Here is a 13,700-nt window from a genome sequence, read left to right as displayed (position 1 = left end):
CGGCAAGCCCAAGGATGACGGTTACAACAGCGGCAAGCCCAAGGATGACGGTTACAACAGCGGCAAGCCCAAGGATGACGGTTACAACAGCGGCAAGCCCAAGGATGACGGTTACAACAGCGGCAAGCCCAAGGATGACGGCTACAACAGCGGCAAGCCCAAGGACGACGGCTACAAGAACGACAAGCCCAAGGACGGGAACCACAAGACGCCCGGCGCGGGACCGTGGATCAATGCGGTGACCTCCGGTGATCACAGCATTCTCTCCGGAAACCAGGTCATCGTCCCGGTTACTGCCCCTGTTACCGTGGGTGCCGTTTCGACGGCCGTTCTGGGTGATTCCACTGCCATCAATAAGGACGGCGGTTACAAGGACGGGAACCCCAAGGGGTCCGCGGCGGGACCTCGGATCGATGCGGTGACGTCCGGTGATCACAGCATTCTCTCCGGAAACCAGGTCATTGCCCCGGTTACTGCCCCTGTCACGGTGGGTGCCGTTTCGACGGCGGTCCTGGGTGATTCCACTGCCATCAACAAGGGCGGCGGGAACCACAAGGAGTCCGCGGCGGGACCGCGGATCGATGCGGTGACGTCCGGTGATCACAGCATTCTCTCCGGAAACCAGGTCATTGCCCCGGTTACTGCCCCTGTCACGGTGCGTGCCGTTTCGGCGGCGGTCCTGGGTGATTCCACTGCCATCAACAAGGGCGGCGGGAACCACAAGGGGTCCGCGGCGGGACCTCGGATCGATGCGGTGACGTCTGGTGATCACAGCATTCTCTCCGGAAACCAGGTTATTGCCCCGGTTACTGCCCCTGTTACCGTGGGTGCCGTTTCGGCGGCGGTCCTGGGTGATTCCACTGCCATCAACAAGGGCGGCGGGAACCACAAGGATGGCAACTACCACGGTGGCGATTAAACCGGTGCCCCGTTAGGGAACTCTCACCGTCCGGTGGCCGGCAAGCGTGCCGGTCACCGGACGTGGCTTGCCCTTCCTTTCGGGCACTGCCCGGCTTCCCGAGGCAGGACGTAATCGAGTTGTGGCAGCTCACTGCCGGCGAATCCCTGCAGTCTCGTGTATCGGCCAGCGGCCACGGCATCCGATAGCGGGCTCCAGGCGGCCCGGCAGTAGGCAGGTCTCGCTGCCCACTGTGCCGTCCCGAAAGCGGTCCAGCAGGCGCGGCCGGCGGGGTTTAGCAGTGTGGTCGCGGCCGGAAGTGCTGGAGGGCGTGCGGCGCCGGTTTGCGGGGACCACGCCGGAGCGAGGTCAGGGTCCGCGCCGAGGCGAGCAGCGTGAGCGCCGTAGATGTGCAGGCCGTAGCGGGCTCTTGACGCATCCGCCGCGGTTCCCGTTTGCGCGTTCCTGGTTGAAAGCGGCAGATAGCTGCGTATGGGCCGACTGACAGGATTCCCGACGTCGGAACTTCCGTCTTGCTGCTACCGCTGAAGCAGTGCTTCTTTGACTTCGGGTTCTGACCGGACTGACTCTTTGCGGCCGGGCGGGTAGGCGTGCTTCCTGCCGGCGAGCGTGATGAAAAGGGCGACGACGACCGGCAGCGCCGCGGCGACAGGCACCATGAGCGGGTCGGCCAGGACCAGGGCCGCGGAGCCGTAGAGCGCTCCGATGGTGATGCCGAGGGTGTTCGTCCATCGCCCCAGGTCCTTGGCCGCGTCCGACAACCGCGTCGATGGAGATCATGGGCAAGATCGGTCCCATCCAATCGAGGATGCCCGGGCGTTCCGCCGGTACCGTGGCCTCATGCAGAAGATATCGATCGATGCCCTGGCCCGTCAGCAGCTCACAGCAGCCGTGGCGGCGCCCAGCGGGCGCGCCGCGGACACGGCGTTCGGCGGCCACGAAAAGAAGCTGCGCCAGACCGTCATGGCCTTCCGCGCGGGCACCCAGCTCAGTGAACACCAGAACCCCGGCGAGGCGACGGTTTACGTGCTCACGGGGTCGGTCTGGCTGAAGTCCGGCGGCGAGGCGTGGCAGGGCAAACCCGGAGACCTGCTGATTGTTCCGGACGGGCTGCACAGCCTGGAGGCGGAAGAGGACTCTGCGGTGCTTTTCACCGTGGTCAAGACGGACCGTTAACGGACTTACAAGAAGTACGACGGCGGCGCCCGGCTAGGTCCGGTGCGGCACCTGCCTGCCTGCTGACGCGGCCTGATGGTGCGTCAGTAAGCGGCCTGTACCGCACCGGAAAAGTTATGCCTGGCTCACCGGCTGTAATAGTGCCAGTACCGGCTTGTGGCGTTCACATCGGCAAGCACCAGCAGTCCGCTGTTGGCCGTACCCCGGGCCGTGCTGTTGAGGTTCTGCTTCGTTGAGGTCACGTTGTGGACATACTGGTCGGCGTCCACTATGCGGGCCGTCTTCGTGGTGGTGAAGCTGATGCCGCTCAGCGGGGTGGACTTCTCGTAGATCGCACCCCCCGAGCTGGTGCAGACGCCGGCGTTGGTCGTGCCGCTGGGCTTGGGATAGGTCGCGAAGGTCCGCAGCCTCTGCGTGCTCTCGTCAATCATGACGATCACCCGGTTCGGGCACTCCGCCACGGTCGCGATCGTGTGCGCCGACCATGAGGATGTCGCATTATTCAATGCCAGCAGCTGGATCAGCGGCTGCGACGCCGACGTGAACGACGTCTTGATGGCGGCGAAAACCCTGCCACCGGAGGAGTCCAGCCACTTCAGGTTCATGTGGTCATCACCGCTGCGCTGCCCCTTAACCGCCGCCACTGGAGAGGTCCAGGTGGTTTTCGACGCTCCATCGACGTGGTAGCTCCAGTACATGCCGTCGGTGGCGTCACCGACCTGCCGACTCCACATCACCCCCATCTTGCCGGGTCCGAACGCGATCACAGCAGAGGTGTCGTCCACCGAGACGTTGCTCAACGATGCAGGATGCGGGAACGGCGTCCCCCAGGTCTTCCCGTCCGTGCCCGTGACGTTCAGATAGATCCGGTTGCCCTGCTGCCACGTGGCCCACACCTGGCCCTTCGAGTCCTTGTCGATGGTCAGGGCCTCAACGCGTTGGTTGTTGATGTTCCCAGAATCCCGCAGCGAATACGTCTTCGTACTCGAGTTGTAGCTGTAACGCCGCATCGTCGTCGGGAAGTTCGGCTCAGCCGGCACACCATCGTCGACGAACCGGTAGCTCGCCACATGCAAGGTCGTCCCGTCCCACAACACGTCATGGTGAGTATTGGCCCGCGTGTCCGTGGCGACACCCGTATCCACCCACGAGCTCGTCGAGGCGTTGAACCGGAAGATATGAAAATCCGAGCTGGCAGTGTCCCACAGGTTCCCCCACCAGAGCCCGTCGTTGAACCACAAGCTACTTGTCGCCCGCTTCGAACCCGTCGGCGTCCCCGTCCCCGAGTGTGACCGACCCTCAATCCCGACATCACCCGGGGCAGCCGACGCCGCAACCGGCACCACCAGAACACCACTCAGCGCCAACAGCAACGATGTCAGCAGTGCAGGGAGCCGCAGATTCCGCGAGCCGCGCAGACGAAGGCCAGCCGAGCGGGCACCTCCGCGCCCTACGCCAGGCCAGGAAGTCCTGCGGCCTCTACCGCGCCCGCCCGCGCGAAAAAGTGTTGCTCGCCGGAGTTTAACGTCGGTCTGTTTAGGGTTGGTCACTAGCCTCACCACTCTTTGGAGTTGTTTGCCTATGCCAGTCCTGAGCGACGTTCCCGGTTGGGCGTGAGAAATCGAAGCTTACTGCTGTCCTGGCAACTTACGCGCACTCCCCTCGGACCATGCTCAGCCGAACAACCTATAGAAAGCTTCGGAATTTCTTTAACCGGCCGGGTTCAGCGGTTGAGAGACCTCTGGGTACGCAGTTATCGGCCTGTGGTTTCTCATCTGGCTGACCTGGTACCGGAAGGCTTTCGGGGTCAGGGCAGCCTCGTCTCGCCGCTGAGCTATTGCCACGCGTCTTCAATCGCGTGAGGTCGCGGATCGGTACCGCCGCGGCGTGGTTCTCCGGGAAGCCAGCATCTGACTGGCAGTTTGCGGAGACACACCTCAGTGCTGGAGCGCCGGTTCCTTGAGCTCCGGCTCTTCCCATCCGCGCTCTTTCCGGCCGGCCGGGTAGGCGTGCTTCCTGCCGGCCAGTGTGATGAAAAGTGCGACGACGACCGGCAGCGCAGCTGCAACGGGGACAAGGAGCGGGCCGGCCAGGACCAGGGCGGCGGAACCATACAGTGCGCCGATGGTGATGCCGAGCTGGATGGTCAGGACGGTGAGGCCGTTGGCGGCGTCCCGGTACTCGCCTCCGGCGCGGAGGATGGCGGCCTGGTTGTAGATGCCTATCGCGCCCAGGCCTGCGCCCCAGATCGTCATGAGGACCATAGCGCCGGGGATGCTTCCACTGCCCAGCGGGAGGAGGAGCATCGCGACGGCGACTGCCGCCGTCGTGATTATCAGCGAGCGGCGGGGCCGGGAGTCCACGGTGATGCCCGCAATCCAGATGCGGATGAGGCCGGAGGCGCCGAGGACAGTGAGGGAGAGGCTGATGGCGTAGTCGGGCAGACCGGCTTCGCGGATGAACGGCGCGATGTAGGTGAAGAGCGCGAAGTGGGCGAGGACCAGCAGCGGCCAGGCGATGGCCACGGACTTCACGCCGGGCTGGGCGATGGCCTTGCGCATCGAGGGGCGGACGGCGTCGGGGATCCGGCGGACCTGCGGAAGCAGCCAGACGGCCAGGCCGGTGAGGAGCAGGCTGAAGCCGGCTAGGAAGAGGAAGGACGCGCGCCAGCCGAGGAGTCCGCCGAGCGCAGTGCCGACCGGGGCACCGATGGCCATGCCCAGGCTGTTGCCGCTGAAGACGATGGCGAGGGCCTTGCCCACTTTGTCGGCCGGGACCACGCGGGAGACGAACGGCGCCACGGTGGTCCAGAGCAGGCCGTGCGCCAGGCCGCCGACCAGCCGTGCGCCCATGGCCGCTTCGAAGTTGGGGGCGAGGCCGACGAGGAGGTTGCTGAGCGCGAAGATCAGCACGAGTGAGACGAGCAGGGTCTTCCGCGGAATTCTGGCCAGCAGCCGGGCGGCCGGGATCACTGTGACAACGATGACCGCGGCATACGCTGCGGCGAGGTAGCCGGCCACTGGCTCGGACACGTTCAGGCCTTCGCTGATCTGCGGCAGCAGGCCGGACGGCATGAGTTCGGTGGTGATGGCCGTGAAGGTGATGGTGGCGAGAACCAGCATCGCGGCGAGCGGGAAGCGTTTGGGCGCGGGCAGGGGCGGGGCGGAAGACATGGGGGAGCGGATCCATTCAAAGGGGGAGGAGCGGAAAGGGACGTCGCTGGCCCGGAAGTTCCAACCACAAAGTTAGCGGATTTATTCTGCGCGAGGCAGGGTCTGCCAGTCCCTGTTTAGAGGCGTTCCCCGTAGGTCACTTGGATTGAACGGTATGAACGGTCCGTTTTCAGACCGCTGGTGGTGACGCGCTGGCGGCGTTTCTCATCAGCCCGCCGGGGACATCCAGAATCCGGCGACGGCAGTGCGGACAGGCTCCTTGGTCTTGCGAGTGATGTGGACGGACACTGATCCTGCTTCAAGATCCAGTTTCGCGCGCGCTGTGGTTCCGCAGTCGAGGGTCACTTCATGCGTCGTTCCCTCTCGTGGGTCGGACTGGAAAATAGTGAGTGATGCTTTGAGTGTTCCGACGCATTCAGCGGTAACTGTATAGCTTCCCTTTGGTACTTCAGTCGTGGACGACCGAAATCCGTCATTGCCCAGTCCGCCCGACCCGCCCAAGACAAGGCCGTCAGGCGGGAGTCCCAAGCGACTCTCCAGTTGCGCCTGGTTTCGTACCTGGACTTGGGCAAGAGCGGGGTCGGCCTTTGGCACGAGTGGGGGAGATGGCGGGGAGATTAAGGCTGACGGCTCGGCCGTTGGCGCGGGTGATGGCTCAGGCGGGGAGACTACGTCTGGCGATTCAGACGTAACCGGGCTGGCGTCCTGGTACTCGCAGGCACTGAGTGCGAATGCGGAACTGGCCAGAACCAGCACTAGCGCGATACCCCGCGGCCAACGACATCCCCCATGTACTGCCATACCCCAACCCTAGTGGCGTGGGGAGGAGCCGACGCGCTGATGGTCGATGACGACACGGCCGGTGCAGATTGATCGGGGTGTGGGAGGGCCTCGACGTGGACCCGGCACGTCCGCAGGGAGCGGCGTTGGCCAAGCTATTCCTCACGAATGGCCTCGTAGTATCCGTCGCCCTTGTTGTTTTTGGTCGGGTAAGCAGGACGACGGCGCAGTCACCTCATCGCTGATGCGTGCCGCAGCCAGATCCTCGGCGGCGATGCCGCAATCCTCTATGACGTCGTGCAGCCAGGCGGCCGCGACGTTCTTAGGGTCGACCGATCTGGCTGCCACCCACCGAACGGCGCCGCGGCTTTAAGGGGTGCGGCCCTCTTTTGCGCGTTTGCAGCTTAGCCAACGGGCCGCCGTCGTGAACGTACGACGGCGGCCCGTTGGCTTTGGGCTCCAGGGTTGGCGCGGGTGGGCCTGCTCGAATTATGAGGAGCCCTGCCCGGCCGCAAGGAGGGCGAGATCGTAGATAAGCCGCTGGACTTCGCGCTCGCGGCCGCTGGGATTGGAGGGCGGCGTTTGAGGGGCAGCGGGTTGTGCGCTTGGAGGAGCAGGAAGTGGCCGACGGACTGCCATCAGTGCCGCGGACACCGGTTCTTCAACTGCAAATGGAGCACGCAGATCTCTACGCTCCACTGCCTTGGCTTCATCGCAGCTGCTGCCTGCGTCAGTAATTATCAAGAATGACCCCCTAGTTCAGCTTGTGGCACCACCATAGGAAGCAGTTACGGCAATCCGGAAGGCTATTTGTCCATCGAGCGGAGTAATTGTGCGATTCTTGAGCAAACCTTGATGGACTGCCGTCTGACCTGCGCATACGTCCAACAGGGCGCATTTTCGGTAGCCCTTCGACGGCAAAAACGATAGGGCAGCGTCCGGCAGTGGGCGTGAGGTTCGGTGGAGAAGTTGCGAGGCTGCTGGTGCGCCAAGGCCATGACGTGTCCACCTTCCAGCGCCGCCCCCAGGGGTTCGACGGCGCGACCGACTACTCCGGCTCCATCACCGACGAGGAGGCGCTTCGGGTAGCGGTCGACGGGGCTGAAGGAGTCATCCATCCGGCGGCGAAGGTTTCCTTCACGGGCCGCGCTGCGGAGTTTGACGAGGTGAGCGTCGAGGGGACCCGCCTGCTCCAATGCGCGTGAGGGGGGTGCGGGACGTGGTGTTCGTGTCCTCGCCGTCAGTGGCCAATTCCGGCGTCGCAATTGCCGGGCCGGGCGCCGGGCCGGCGGACCCCAAGCGCGCCCATGGCTGCTGACGGGTCCTAGTCGTCCGCCGCAGGGTGAGTGAAGCGCCGGAAGTCTTGGGATAGGTAAAAGGCGATGGCAGCGGCGTTGTTGGTGTTGACGGTCACGGCCAGGGTTCGGTGTCCCGAGTCGTGGAGGGCCTGCATGGCGTGCGTGAGGAGATCCTCGGCGAGGCCATTTCTCCGGTGCTCGGGATGAGTGAAGAGCTCTGCGATGAAGGCAGTTCTCGTTCCCCGCTCCCCGAATGCCCGGTCCGTAGTGATGATGGCGGCGATGATGCGCCCGTCTGCATCAGCGGTAAAGAGGGATGCTTGGGGGATGAGGGTTCCGTGGGTACCTTCCAAGACGGCGCGGATCCTGTCCGCTGCCTTTTCTGCGCCCGGATGGCCGGTCCCGTTGGGGTGGGCATGCAAAAAAAGACGTGCAAGTTTCGGCAGGTCCGTGGCACTGATTCTCAGCGGAGATCGGACCGCAGGTTCCAGGTGCTGCGGTTCAAGGAGGGTTCCCAGCGTGATGAGAGAGACCATGACCTGACTTCCGTCCGATATCGAAACAACATTCCATACGCAGAAATGTGGGAGTGACTATGTGCGGCCTGTGCACGTAGTTCATTCTGTCCGGTGGCAGCTCCGGGAATGGGGCTAGCCTCATTTCCCGCCTCGAGCCTAGGCACAAGAGGTTGCTGTGGCATTTCCGCGCAGTGATGGTCCGGTTTAATTCCGGTGTTTCGCACCCTGCTGGGAACCACGGGCCAGTCCCACGTGGGCGCCGTCGTCGTTGTATACGCCGCAGACTTAACACCGCGGCAATCATCGGGACATTCAGGGGAAACTGCCCGGGCGGACGATGAGGAGTGTCCCGCCGGAGTCCTCTGGAATATCGGTGAGGGCATCGCCCGGTCGCCGCTGGCAATGCTGCGGCTGCCCTTCCTGCCATAAGGGGTGCACGAATGCCAACGCCGTTGAACCAAACCGTGGCGGATTCCGCGCTGCTCACCCGGTCCCTTCCACTGGGGCTACTCCGTTCGTTCGTCCAAGCGGAGGCGGCGGACGATGGGCTGACGCCTTCCCTGCTGGCCGAACTTAAGGTCCTCGCAAGGGTCCCGGGGTTGCTGGTGGCCTGCAATTACGGCGGAACGCTGTGCGATGCGGAGGGCATTTCCACCGAGACCCTGCCATTGGGAAGCGCCGCAATTGCCCTCCGGGCTCTGGCCGCACTGCCCAACACTCATGCTGCAGTGATTTCCGGGCGCTCCCTCCGTGACTTGGCGGCAGTGTCCCGACTGCCGGCGGAAGTGCATCTGATTGGCTCCCACGGTGCCGAGTCGGACATGCGGTTCGCACACGTACAGCCACTGGCCACGGAAGCTGTCCTGCAGAAGGTCAACTCGGCGCTCAACGAAGCGGTGGGATTCCAGAAAGGTATCTGGCTCGAGCGGAAACCCGTGGCCGTGTCCATTCACACCAGGCCGGCCACGGCAGACGTAGTGGCGGAAGTAACTGCTACTGCCCGGGACATCGCACGTGAGCACGGGCTGTTCTTTATTGTGGACGGGTCCGTCCTGGACCTGTCCGTGTTGGAACCGTGCAAAGCAGATGCCCTGGAAAATCTCCGGTCCGGGCTGGGTGCCAGCGCCGCCCTGTATGCCGGCGACGCGGACAGCGACGAACTCGCGATCGCAACCCTGCGGGGCCCGGACATGGGCCTGCGCGTCGGGCCGGGAGAGACACGGGCGGGGCACCGGCTGCGCGATCCCGAGTCCTTCGCCAGGGTCCTCGCAATCCTGTTTGAACTGCGGCGGGCATGGCTTTTTGGCGAGGACGCCGTAGGGCTGGAACGGCACTCGATGATCGGCAACGGCTCCTCCACGGCGCTGATCACACCGGACGCCAAAATCTGCTGGATGAGCCACCCCCTGCCGGACTCTGGCTCCCTGTTTGCCCATATTCTGGGTGGAGACGCGGCGGGCCATTTTTCGGTGGAGCCGGTCAAGGCCTCCCAGGTGCTGGGCCAGCGCTACGTGGACAGCACCATGATCATAGAGACGCGATGGGCGGACGTCACTGTTACGGATTACCTGGAACCAGCTCCGGAAGGAATCACGAGCCTTGTCCGGGTGCTGTCAGGAAGCGGCGCGGCGAGGATCGTGTTCGCGCCCCGCCCGGACTACGCCAACGCGCCGTTCAGCATGGAGGCCCGGGGCGACGAGCTGCACATAGTGGGAACGTCTGATCCCATCACCCTCTTTGCGTCGGGTGTGTGCTTTGCCGTTGCCTCGGATGGCCGGCATGCCACCGCCACGGCAGCAGTCAACCTGCAGGACGGTCCCGTGGTACTCAACCTGCGCTGCGGTGACACCGAGCCGCGTCAAGCGGACCCCGGCGGAGAAACCGAGCGGCGGGCCGGCGTCGCACTCTCCTCCCGCAGCTGGGTGCAGAGCCTGGAGCTGCCCACGGTCAAACCCTCCCTTGTACGCCGGTCCGCACTGGTGCTCCGCGCCCTGGTCCACGAACCCACCGGCGCAGTGCTGGCCGCCCCCACCACGTCCTTGCCCGAAGGCATCGGCGGCACCCGCAACTGGGATTACCGTTACTGCTGGCTGCGTGACGGGTCCATGACCGTCAACGCCCTGGTGGACCTGGGGTCCACGCAGGAAGCCGCCGGATTCCTGCATTGGCTGGGACGGATCCTCGAACACGCCCCGGGCCCGGAGTGGCTGCATCCCCTCTATTCCGTCACCGGGGCACCGCTCTCCACGGAAGCCGTAATCGACAGCCTGCCCGGGTATGCCGGCTCCAGGCCCGTCCGGATCGGTAACGCGGCGGACCACCAGGTCCAACTGGACGTTTTCGGTCCCATCGCGGAACTCATCCACGCCCTCAGCGCCAGGGAAGAAGCGCTCGACGACGGCCACTGGGAACTGATGGTGCAGATGGCCTCGGCGGTGCTGGCCCGCTGGCAGGAGCCGGACCACGGCATCTGGGAGGCCCGGCGGGCACCCCGGCACCACGTCTACACCAAAGTCATGTGCTGGGTGACCCTTGACCGGGCGCTGCGCACCGCCCGCCGCCACGGACGCACCCCTGAAGCCGCCTGGGAACCGACGGCCACCGCTATCCGGGACGAGGTGCTGCGGGAAGGCTGGGATGACTCGGCCTCCTCATACACTGTGGCCTATGACAGTCCGGACCTGGACGCCGCGGTGCTGCACATCGGGCTGTCCGGCCTGCTGGACGTCACGGACCAGCGCTTCCTGGATACCGTGCGTGCCGTGGAGCGGGAACTCCGGGTAGGGCCCACCGTTTTCCGGTACAAGTACGACGACGGTCTGCCGGGCCTGGAGGGCGGCTTCCACATCTGCACCACATGGCTGATTGAGGCATACGTGGCCGTAGGCCGGATTGAGGAGGCCTGGGATCTGTTCGACCAGTTGGTGAACCTCTTTGGCCCCACCGGTCTTTTGCCCGAAGAGTATGATCCGGGCACCGAAACACACCTTGGGAACCACCCGCAGGCGTACTCGCACCTCGGTTTCATCCGTTGTGCCCGCCTGCTTGCTGCCCACCAGGAGGGCCCGGAAACGCGAAAGCACCTGCTTAGCGCAGTAATTGTTGAGTCGGCTAGGGAAAGGAACTGAGATGCGCGTAGGACTTATTCGGGTTATGACGACGTCGGACCGGCGTCTGCTGCATGCCCATGGGAAGCTGCTGCAGGAGACGTTCGGCTTCACGGTCACCTCCCGCTCTATTCCGGACCAGCCACATGGCGTGTACGACGAAGCGTCGCTTCTGGCCGCCGCGCCAAAAGTCGTCGAGCTGGCACGGGAAATGGCCGAAGAGGCCGATGCGCTGATCATCAGCTGCGCTTCGGAGCCCGGTTTGGCGGAAGCCCGCGCCCTGGTGGGCATCCCCGTTATAGGTGCAGGTTCCGCCGCTGCGGCCGCGGCTTTGGCGTTCGGCGGCAGGGTGGGCGTGTTGGGGCTTCGGCACCAGGTGCCGGCTCCGGTTTCGCAACTCCTGGGCGAACGGATGGTCCTCATCGACGGTCCCGAAAGTGTCGAGACACCTGACGCGTTCCTCATGCCCACGGGCATCTTCGACGCACTCGCCGCCGCCCAGATGCTCATCGATGCCGGGGCTGATGTCATCGTTCAGGCGAGCGCCGGGCTGAGCAGCATCGGCATGGCCGAGGTTCTCCGCCGCAAGCTCGGGGTCCCGGTCATTGACGCGTCACAGCCGCCGGATCCATGCTCGTTTCGGCCCTCGCAGCCCGGGAGCTGCAGAAGATCTGATCCTTGGGAAGCGTCCGTGAAGGCGGCGCTGCGGCTGCAGCGCCGCCTTCCACGCTTAGTGGGCCTTAGCCGTCCCCGGTTCAGGACTCCTGGTCTACAGCAATGACGATCTTGCCGCGGGTATGCCCTTCCATGTTGGACCGGAAGGCATCAGCGGCCTTTTCTAGGGGAAAAACCTCCGCAACTTCCACGCGGAGTTTCCGGTTGTCCACTAAATCTGCGAGTTCCTGCAGGTCGGCTCCCACCGGTTTGACCCACATCCACTCGCCGCCGTGCTCTTCCACTTCACTGTCGGCGATCGAGGCATGCCGGCCTCCTTCGGCCAGCACGTCCAGTGTCGCCTGGAGGTTTCCGCCTACGAAATCGGCGACAACGTCCACACCGTTCGGACGCAGCGCATGAACGCGCTCTGCGAGCCCGTCCCCGTAGGCAACCGGCTCGGCTCCCAGGGAGCGGAGGAACTCGTGGTTCTTCTCCGAGGCCGTGGCGATGACATTGGCACCCAAGGCTACAGCGATCTGGATACCGAGGGAGCCCACGCCTCCGGAACCTCCGTGGATCAGGACGGTTTCGCCGGACTTCAGGCCCAGCCGGTGCAGAACTTGATACGCGGTCAGCCCGGCCAGCGGCAGGCCCGCCGCTTCGTTCCACCCCAGCGAGGCAGGCTTCCGGGCGAGGACCCGCTCCGGCAGCGCGATGTACTCGGCAAAGCTTCCCCCGTGAACGTAGTCCTTGCGGCCGTAAGCGATGACCTCGTCGCCGGGCTGGAACTGCCGGGCGTCAATTCCCACCGACTCCACAACCCCTGCTACGTCCCATCCGGGAATGGCGGGAAACTGGAGATCCATCACGGCATCCAAATACCCCGCCGTGATTTTCCAGTCCACCGGGTTCACTGCGGCCGCCTTGACTCGGACCAGGACCATTCCCGGCCCCACTTTCGGCATCGGCTGATCCCCAAATTCAAGGACATCAGGGTTTCCGTAGGTGCTGTAAGTAATTGCTTTCATGCCTTCCACAAGGCACCGGCATGCTTCGCTATTCCGGATCCCGGCGCAGAGAATTCAGTGGCAGGGGAGTGATCGGCCTGCCCGCCGCCACCGCCGCAGTGGCCGAAGCGGCCGGCAGGATGAACCGCTACCCGGCCATGGCCGCCGTCGAACTCCGAGTACGGCTCGCCCGGCACCTGGGCGTCACAGCGGAGGAAGTGGCGGTGAGGCCGGGCAGCGTGGGCGTCCTGCAGCAGATCATCACCGGACTGTGCGACGCCGGCGATGAAGTGGTCTTCGCGGGGCGCTCCTTCGAGGCCTATCCCATCCTGGTGGAGCTGGCAGGCGCCCGGTCGGTCCGCATCCCGCTGGACGACGCCGAGGGCCACGACCTCGACGCCATGGCCGCCGCCGTCACCGGCCGTACCAAGGTGATCCTGCTCTGCACGCCCAACAACCCCACCGGCGTGCCGATCAGCCACGACCGCCTCGAGGCCTTCCTGCAGGCCGTCCGCTCCGACGTCCTGGTGGTGATCGACGAGGCCTACGTGGAATACGCCGACGCCGGTGCCGGCCCCGATGCCGTGACGCTCTACCGCCGGTACCCGAACGTCTGCATCCTGCGCATCTTCTCCAAGGCCTACGGGCTCGCCGGCCTGCGCGTCGGGTACGCAATCACGACGGCGGCAATCGCCGAAGGATTGCGCCGCACCGCCCTGCCCTTCGCCGTGAGCGCACTGGCGCAGAGGGCGGCCATCGCGTCGCTGGACGCGGGGGAGGAGATGGAAGCCCGTGTTTCCGCCGTCAAGCAGGAGCGCGCCCGGATGGCCGCGGAACTGGATGCCCAGGGCTGGAGACTGCAGCGGGGCAGGGCAATTTTCTGTGGATCCGCGCCGATAAGCGGCTGCTCGCGAGGCTGGTGGACGCGTTTGACGCCGCGGGCATCCTGGTCCGCGCGTACCCGGGCGACGGAGTGCAGATCACCGTGGCCGACGCCGACTCCAACAACCGCGTGCTCCGGCTCCTCGCAGCCCACACGGCCTGACACTCTTTGACCTCCTACCA

General features: G+C 65.0%; 10 protein-coding genes and 2 pseudogenes. 6 read left to right on the top strand and 6 right to left on the bottom strand.

Translation table 11 applies throughout. The features are described 5' to 3' along the window. Nucleotides 1-919, top strand: a pseudogene (locus tag ACIP9X_RS13100) (hypothetical protein); the annotation flags it as partial. 518 nt (nt 920-1,437) lie between these two features. Here ACIP9X_RS13100 and ACIP9X_RS13095 read toward each other — a convergent pair. Next, nucleotides 1,438-1,680, bottom strand: coding sequence for a hypothetical protein (locus ACIP9X_RS13095; protein WP_400480183.1), 243 nt, complete (start codon nt 1,678-1,680; stop codon nt 1,438-1,440). Between the two features lie 79 nt (nt 1,681-1,759). Between ACIP9X_RS13095 and ACIP9X_RS13090 the strand changes: the two genes are divergently transcribed. After that, complete coding sequence (locus ACIP9X_RS13090) at nt 1,760-2,095, top strand: cupin domain-containing protein (RefSeq protein ID WP_400480182.1); 336 nt, start codon at nt 1,760-1,762, stop codon at nt 2,093-2,095. 125 nt (nt 2,096-2,220) lie between these two features. Here the strand turns inward: ACIP9X_RS13090 and ACIP9X_RS13085 are convergent, their stop codons facing one another. From ACIP9X_RS13085 to ACIP9X_RS13075, 3 genes are all read right to left on the bottom strand, one after another. Then, complete coding sequence (locus tag ACIP9X_RS13085) at nt 2,221-3,336, bottom strand: hypothetical protein (protein WP_400480181.1); 1,116 nt, start codon at nt 3,334-3,336, stop codon at nt 2,221-2,223. 696 nt (nt 3,337-4,032) lie between these two features. Beyond that, nucleotides 4,033-5,268, bottom strand: coding sequence for an MFS transporter (locus tag ACIP9X_RS13080; protein WP_400480180.1), 1,236 nt, complete (start codon nt 5,266-5,268; stop codon nt 4,033-4,035). 207 nt (nt 5,269-5,475) lie between these two features. Beyond that, nucleotides 5,476-5,613, bottom strand: coding sequence for a hypothetical protein (locus ACIP9X_RS13075; protein WP_400480179.1), 138 nt, complete (start codon nt 5,611-5,613; stop codon nt 5,476-5,478). 1,361 nt (nt 5,614-6,974) lie between these two features. Between ACIP9X_RS13075 and ACIP9X_RS13070 the strand changes: the two are divergent. Further along, nucleotides 6,975-7,360: pseudogene (locus ACIP9X_RS13070) on the top strand (NAD-dependent epimerase/dehydratase family protein); the annotation flags it as partial. 12 nt (nt 7,361-7,372) lie between these two features. Here the strand turns inward: ACIP9X_RS13070 and ACIP9X_RS13065 are convergent. Continuing rightward, nucleotides 7,373-7,882, bottom strand: coding sequence for a GNAT family N-acetyltransferase (locus ACIP9X_RS13065; RefSeq protein WP_400480178.1), 510 nt, complete (start codon nt 7,880-7,882; stop codon nt 7,373-7,375). A gap of 422 nt (nt 7,883-8,304) precedes the next feature. Between ACIP9X_RS13065 and ACIP9X_RS13060 the strand changes: the two genes are divergently transcribed. Both ACIP9X_RS13060 and ACIP9X_RS13055 read left to right on the top strand, forming a co-directional pair. Next, entirely contained in the window at nt 8,305-10,992 is a 2,688-nt protein-coding gene (locus ACIP9X_RS13060) for a trehalase-like domain-containing protein (protein WP_400480177.1), read from the top strand. A gap of 1 nt (nt 10,993) precedes the next feature. Beyond that, complete coding sequence (locus ACIP9X_RS13055) at nt 10,994-11,752, top strand: aspartate/glutamate racemase family protein (RefSeq protein ID WP_400480176.1); 759 nt, start codon at nt 10,994-10,996, stop codon at nt 11,750-11,752. On the opposite strand, the gene ACIP9X_RS13050 is transcribed toward ACIP9X_RS13055, so the two are convergent. Next, entirely contained in the window at nt 11,727-12,656 is a 930-nt protein-coding gene (locus ACIP9X_RS13050; protein WP_400480175.1) for an NADP-dependent oxidoreductase, read from the bottom strand. The genes ACIP9X_RS13055 and ACIP9X_RS13050 overlap by 26 nt on opposite strands. A gap of 20 nt (nt 12,657-12,676) precedes the next feature. Between ACIP9X_RS13050 and ACIP9X_RS13045 the strand changes: the two genes are divergently transcribed. Continuing rightward, nucleotides 12,677-13,690, top strand: a complete 1,014-nt coding sequence (locus ACIP9X_RS13045) for an aminotransferase class I/II-fold pyridoxal phosphate-dependent enzyme (RefSeq protein WP_400480174.1) — start codon at nt 12,677-12,679, stop codon at nt 13,688-13,690. Nucleotides 13,691-13,700 lie beyond the last annotated feature (10 nt).

It is taken from the genome of Arthrobacter sp. NPDC093125, assembly GCF_044754225.1.
Taxonomy (GTDB): domain Bacteria; phylum Actinomycetota; class Actinomycetes; order Actinomycetales; family Micrococcaceae; genus Arthrobacter.
The sequence above is the reverse complement of the archived record's forward strand: the minus strand, read 5'-3'. Positions and strand labels throughout refer to the sequence as shown.

Bases quoted from the DNA above. Each gene is read 5' to 3' on its own strand.
- ACIP9X_RS13090 (WP_400480182.1), top strand. From the start codon at position 1,760: ATGCAGAAGATATCGATCGATGCCCTGGCCCGTCAGCAGCTCACAGCA.
- ACIP9X_RS13080 (WP_400480180.1), bottom strand. From the start codon at position 5,268: ATGTCTTCCGCCCCGCCCCTGCCCGCGCCCAAACGCTTCCCGCTCGCC.
- ACIP9X_RS13065 (WP_400480178.1), bottom strand. From the start codon at position 7,882: ATGGTCTCTCTCATCACGCTGGGAACCCTCCTTGAACCGCAGCACCTG.
- ACIP9X_RS13060 (WP_400480177.1), top strand. From the start codon at position 8,305: ATGCCAACGCCGTTGAACCAAACCGTGGCGGATTCCGCGCTGCTCACC.
- ACIP9X_RS13055 (WP_400480176.1), top strand. From the start codon at position 10,994: ATGCGCGTAGGACTTATTCGGGTTATGACGACGTCGGACCGGCGTCTG.
- ACIP9X_RS13050 (WP_400480175.1), bottom strand. From the start codon at position 12,656: ATGAAAGCAATTACTTACAGCACCTACGGAAACCCTGATGTCCTTGAA.
- ACIP9X_RS13045 (WP_400480174.1), top strand. From the start codon at position 12,677: ATGCTTCGCTATTCCGGATCCCGGCGCAGAGAATTCAGTGGCAGGGGA.